We start from the raw sequence: 3,893 nt of genomic DNA on the forward strand, positions 1-3,893 counted from the left end.
TTTAATTCGTCTGATCACAGATACTTTATAAAGTATTTTAATACTTTTTTGAATCCGTCAATGCGTAAGTCCTAGAGAATAGAAAGATGCTGAACTTTGGCATCCAATTGTTGGTTTGATTTTTCTAATTCTTGATTTGATTGTGCCAGAGACTGATGCTGCATCGCCAACTGCCGGGTAAATTCCAGCAGTTGTTCATGGGTCAGTTGGCTTAAGTCAGGCAGCGTATTCATGACCGCAGTATGCCTGAGGTCATGACGCAGAGGAAATAGAACGTTTGGAGAATAGCAGAATAGCCGAGCTTGGTTTAGAGCATTGTTACCACTTGCTGTCGTCCAATGCGCTGCCAGGGCAAACCCTGGATTAATGCCTGTAACTGTTCCGGGTTGAGGGCCACGGTTTCACCTTGGTGAACTTGAGCCCAATGGAATTTTCCCTGTTCCAGCCGCCGGGCACACAGCCAGATGCCCAGTCCATCATGTACCAGCACTTTCATACGATGGCCACGTTTATTACAGAACAGGTAGGCGCAATGCGGTTTGATTGAGCCAAAGGCTTTCATAATCTGCGCCATGACCGTATCCATCCCTGCTCGCATATCCAGAGGTTGGGTGGAGAGCCAGATTTCATCAATGCGGATCATGTTGCAAGTACCTTGAGTAATTCTGCTAAAGCAGATATTTTCGATACTTGCCATTTCAAGCCAATTTCTGCTTTTGAGTGGGGTAAAGTAATTTGAACTTTTAACATGTCAGTAGGAGTAGGATCTAATGGTGCAGAGCAAGATAAGGCAATAAATGCAGGTTTATTCGGTAGTGGTGAGCGATCACTCCCTGGCTTAGCATCAATTAAGCGAATCCATTTGGATACAAGATTTGTATTCAATCCATGTTGCAAAGCGACTGAAGCAATTGAAACGTCCGGTGCTTTACAAGCCTGAACGATCTGCTGTTTAAATTCAGCACTGTATGTTCTTCGTTTTTTCGCAAGAGATGCGATGGATGTCTGATTATTTGTAGTCATAAATTTAAGTCCCCACTTGTTTCTAAGTGGGGACTAAATTAAGGCTTATAGGATGAATTCAGAAGGTGTGTTCAGCGGACGCTTACACTTCCTCGAACATCTCTTTAGGATCATTAACACGTTTACGAACAATCGCTAATAGCTCGGTATCCTCTTCTGAGAGTAAAGCTTTTTGTACTGGAAGCTTTCCAGTCGTAGCAATATATTCAAGAATATTAGTAAAGAACTCAGTAGGTGCAATTCCTTGTTCTTTTAGGATTGAATAAGACTTTTCTTTAAGGGCTTCATCGACCCTGAAATTAACAGTAGCCATCATTTTCCCATTTATTGAATGCATGAGAATATTGTAATGCAATATGCATTACAGAGATTGTTCGTATAACAGCCATTATGTTAAATTGATTTAAGAACCTTAGATTGAACAACCCTTAAAGGGCATATGGATCAGAATAGAAAATGGCAAAAAGTGAAGATATATTTGAGTATAACTTTTATAAAATTAAAGAAAATCGTTATCAAGTGATAATTGCGATTTGTATCTATTTTTTACTCAGCATAGGCAGTGTTCTTTTGGGTTTATACATCTACGGATTCGATAAAAATATTATTTGGGGCTTAAACAAACAAACTATAGATAATTTAGCTATGTTGGTGCTTGTAGTATTTTTTATCTTTATTTCACCAATGGTCGGAATGTTTAAGATATTTATGTACTCTAGGCTGATCTATAAATGTGAAGTATTTGGCTCAAAAATTGTTGTTGAAAATCTATTTGGTCAGCAGTCAGAAATAGAACATTATGAAATTTATGAAGGATTTTCTGATTATGTTCAAAGCTATAAATGGCTTTGGCTGAAGGGCGAAAATTATATTAAAGAAGAATTAATAGAGAATAAAGGATGGCATTTCACTGTTAGAGATATGAATACAGGCCTTTTTTACTTAATGACAATTGATCCTAGTAGAAAGCGGGAATAATTAAAAGAACAAAGCTTTTCAAAAAGCCCCCTGTTTTTTTAAAAAATAGGGGGCTTTTTATACTAATTATAAATTCATAATACTGCTCATGAATTTGTCATCTTGATCTGTTACTTTAGAAAGATAACTTACAGCGAGTATAACAATTGCACCAGGTCGGCTGCTGGATGTCTTTCATCACCATTACTAAGAAATATGGTCAAATCATTATAAAACCAATACAAATAAGTCGATGAATTTTGAGTTAAACAAACTCTGGATTAAAAAACTGACCATCACCACGGGTTTGGTGAATGCCAATATACGACAGACATACTTTTAAAAACTGCTGTTCAGGTAAATCGCCTTTAGAAAAATTAGCAACGCAGCATTTTAATTTTCAGAATTTGTAAAAGCTTATGATGTGCTTAAACATGCTTCAGTTGAAAAAGCCCTGAAAGTGACGGTTAATTACGAATAATCTTGACTTTATTGCATGATAAAAAAGCCAATCTGCATACTATAGATTGGCTTTTTAATATTTAAACCGTTTTCAATAGATAGAGGCGAAATGACCCAAATACCCTACAAACTAAATTTAGAAAAAGTTTGAATAACCTCTATTTTTATAACCCCGTTGAGATTTTTCAGGCAAGATGGTTTGTTCTAAATCCAAAAGTAAAGCTAAAAATTGCTGTACTGTCTTTTCATCCAAACGATGTGGTAGAAAAACATCAAAGCCGAGCTTTTTAAATAAACTCGAAATCTGACTATGTTTATGCACATATTTCATAGACCATTCCGAAAAATGGACATGCTCAAGTATTTGGTCAGGGAAGCGAAAGACATCACGGTGGCGCGGGTCCTGTTGAATACGCTCAAATAATTGCTCGAGCTGCTGTTGTTCACCTTCTAAACACTGAAAAAAATGACCCTCAGCATAATAAAGTACCCCATTAATGTGTTGTGCAGCATTAAATTGACGAGCTGTTGCCAAAATATCACTGATTTCTTGGAGTAAATCATTTTGATGTTCTGCTCGGGTACTGGCATAACACAACCTGATTAACATATCACACTCTTGTTAATGTAAAAGTAGTCATGAAATTAAGATAATAGACTCAAATAATCACTCATTATTTTATAGTTTTGATTATTTTTTAATCAATTGTAATTTATGACTGACAATTCAACCCTACTTTTACCACTATGGTGTAGGTGTAGCATCTTTTAACATACATTCAATTTAAAGTGCGGTTTTGGTTTAGTTTTGGAGAAAGTGATGCTCAAAGACGTGCTTACCACATCATTTTTATTAATTGTTTATTTTTGCATGCTGATTGGCTTTCACCGTTTAGGTCTAAATGAAGAAACAAATATACTCATTTCATCTGTTGTATTAGGGCTAAGTTTAAAGCAGTGGGTGAGCTCATTTTTTTTCCACTGGTTTTGTATTGCGCTTATCAGTGGTTTATGTATTGCACTGAATGATTCGGTGATGCTGAAATTCTTCTTATTCAGCATGCTGATTGGAATGTATGCAATACCTTACCTGTTGATCTACTTTAAAAAAGTGTTTGTAGAAAAACAGGTCAGCTCAATCATAGCGATTAAAAAATAATTTTTTAAGCCACAACATCGGCATATTGTGTATCCGTTTCAAATGTCGTCTTAACATAAGAGCAAACAGGCACAATTTTTAGCTGCTTTTCACGTGCAAAGGCGACCAAAATATCTAATAGTTGACGGGCAACCCCTTGGCCACGTAATGTCAAATCGACCCAAGTATGATCTGCTAAAATAGTGTGATCATCTTGATATTGATAAGTAATTTCAGCAATAGCAACACTTATTGAACGAAATACACGGCTCTGTATCTTGGCAACATTACCTGATGCAAAGGCAGAATCAGT

8 protein-coding genes are annotated in these 3,893 nt (G+C 36.4%); 2 read left to right on the forward strand and 6 right to left on the reverse strand.

From position 1 onward, the window contains the following. Positions 1–71: 71 nt before the first annotated feature. From CF596_RS14815 to CF596_RS14265, 4 genes are all read right to left on the reverse strand, one after another. Entirely contained in the window at positions 72–233 is a 162-nt protein-coding gene (locus CF596_RS14815) for a hypothetical protein (protein ID WP_171325028.1), read from the reverse strand. 74 nt (positions 234–307) lie between these two features. Further along, a complete protein-coding gene (tnpB, locus tag CF596_RS14255) occupies positions 308–643 on the reverse strand; it encodes an IS66 family insertion sequence element accessory protein TnpB (RefSeq protein WP_002034689.1) in 336 nt (111 codons plus the stop codon). Then, a complete protein-coding gene (locus tag CF596_RS14260) occupies positions 640–1,023 on the reverse strand; it encodes a transposase (RefSeq protein ID WP_046880031.1) in 384 nt (127 codons plus the stop codon). Before CF596_RS14260 ends, tnpB begins: the two co-directional genes overlap by 4 nt. A gap of 82 nt (positions 1,024–1,105) precedes the next feature. Then, a complete protein-coding gene (locus tag CF596_RS14265) occupies positions 1,106–1,336 on the reverse strand; it encodes a type II toxin-antitoxin system RelB/DinJ family antitoxin (protein WP_096902855.1) in 231 nt (76 codons plus the stop codon). Positions 1,337–1,479: 143 nt separating this feature from the next. Between CF596_RS14265 and CF596_RS14270 the strand changes: the two genes are divergently transcribed. Continuing rightward, a complete protein-coding gene (locus CF596_RS14270; RefSeq protein WP_096902852.1) occupies positions 1,480–2,001 on the forward strand; it encodes a hypothetical protein in 522 nt (173 codons plus the stop codon). A gap of 577 nt (positions 2,002–2,578) precedes the next feature. Here CF596_RS14270 and CF596_RS14280 read toward each other — a convergent pair. Continuing rightward, the gene (locus CF596_RS14280) at positions 2,579–3,052 is read right to left on the reverse strand and encodes a BLUF domain-containing protein (RefSeq protein ID WP_096902853.1); all 474 of its coding nucleotides are present in this window, start codon (positions 3,050–3,052) and stop codon (positions 2,579–2,581) included. A 210-nt stretch (positions 3,053–3,262) separates the two neighbouring features. Here CF596_RS14280 and CF596_RS14285 point away from each other — a divergent pair, with 210 nt between their 5' ends. Next, positions 3,263–3,601 carry a hypothetical protein gene (locus CF596_RS14285; protein WP_096902854.1) on the forward strand — a complete coding sequence of 113 codons (339 nt, stop codon included), beginning with the start codon at positions 3,263–3,265 and terminating at the stop codon, positions 3,599–3,601. A gap of 4 nt (positions 3,602–3,605) precedes the next feature. Here the strand turns inward: CF596_RS14285 and CF596_RS14290 are convergent, their stop codons facing one another. After that, positions 3,606–3,833, reverse strand: coding sequence for a GNAT family N-acetyltransferase (locus CF596_RS14290; protein ID WP_242439175.1), 228 nt, complete (start codon positions 3,831–3,833; stop codon positions 3,606–3,608). Between the last annotated feature and the right edge of the window lie 60 nt (positions 3,834–3,893).

The organism is Acinetobacter sp. YT-02 (assembly GCF_002412355.1).
GTDB lineage: Bacteria > Pseudomonadota > Gammaproteobacteria > Pseudomonadales > Moraxellaceae > Acinetobacter > Acinetobacter towneri.

Bases quoted from the DNA above. Each gene is read 5' to 3' on its own strand.
- CF596_RS14815 (WP_171325028.1), bottom strand. From the start codon at position 233: ATGAATACGCTGCCTGACTTAAGCCAACTGACCCATGAACAACTGCTG.
- tnpB (WP_002034689.1), bottom strand. From the start codon at position 643: ATGATCCGCATTGATGAAATCTGGCTCTCCACCCAACCTCTGGATATG.
- CF596_RS14260 (WP_046880031.1), bottom strand. From the start codon at position 1,023: ATGACTACAAATAATCAGACATCCATCGCATCTCTTGCGAAAAAACGA.
- CF596_RS14265 (WP_096902855.1), bottom strand. From the start codon at position 1,336: ATGGCTACTGTTAATTTCAGGGTCGATGAAGCCCTTAAAGAAAAGTCT.
- CF596_RS14270 (WP_096902852.1), top strand. From the start codon at position 1,480: ATGGCAAAAAGTGAAGATATATTTGAGTATAACTTTTATAAAATTAAA.
- CF596_RS14280 (WP_096902853.1), bottom strand. From the start codon at position 3,052: ATGTTAATCAGGTTGTGTTATGCCAGTACCCGAGCAGAACATCAAAAT.
- CF596_RS14285 (WP_096902854.1), top strand. From the start codon at position 3,263: ATGCTCAAAGACGTGCTTACCACATCATTTTTATTAATTGTTTATTTT.